At 67.6% G+C, this 805-nt stretch carries 1 protein-coding gene; it reads right to left on the reverse strand.

What is annotated here, in order from left to right:
- Positions 1-805 (reverse strand): condensation domain-containing protein (locus HB633_RS30605; protein WP_255581313.1); only part of this gene is annotated, 805 nt, incomplete at both ends.

Below are 805 nucleotides of genomic sequence, written 5' to 3' on the forward strand. Positions count from 1 at the left end.
GGGTGCCCTGTGCGCTGCGGCCGAGCGCGTGCAAGGCCGCCGTGGTCGTGGCGTCTACCGCGAAGTGATGAGCCGCGCCGCGATGACGTTGTCCGGGCGGCCGTGGGCGGTCGGTCGGCAACGTCAGCAGCGCCGATGCATCGGCCAGCTGGGTACGCCAGTAGTCCACCTGGTGTTCCAGTACATCGCCGTTCAGCCAGCCACGCTGCCAATGCGCGTAGTCGGCGTATTGCACCGGTAGCTCCGCCAGCGGCGACGGTTCATGGCGCGAGAACGCCGCGTACAGCGTTGCAAGCTCCCGGATCAGCACGCCCATCGACCAGCCGTCCGAGACGATGTGATGCAGCGTCAGCGCCACGACGTGATCGTCGTCCGCGAGCCGGAACAGTCGGACCCGCATCACCGGGCCGCCGGTCAGATCGAAGGGCGTTCCGGCTTCGTCGACGAGGCGCTGATCCAGTATCACGCGGCGGGTCGCGACGTCGTATGCCGTCAGGTCCTCGATCGCCAGCCCGACCGCGGACGCATCTTCGATCCTTTGAACGGGCGCCCCGTCGACCATCGGGAAGCAAGTGCGCAAAGCCTCGTGACGACGCACCACCTCATCGAGCGTGCGCAGAAGGGCGTCTATATCGAGCGCGCCCGTCAGCCGCATCGCTACCGGCATGTTGTAGAACGCATTGCCCGGTTCCAGACGATCGAGGAACCAGAGACGCTGCTGCGCGTACGACATCGGCAACACGCGATCGCGAGCGACGGGCTGGATCGACGGCAGCGAAGCCGGCGCGCCGTCCTTGCGGGCGCC

The organism is Caballeronia sp. dw_276 (genome assembly GCF_018449635.1).
GTDB lineage: Bacteria > Pseudomonadota > Gammaproteobacteria > Burkholderiales > Burkholderiaceae > Caballeronia.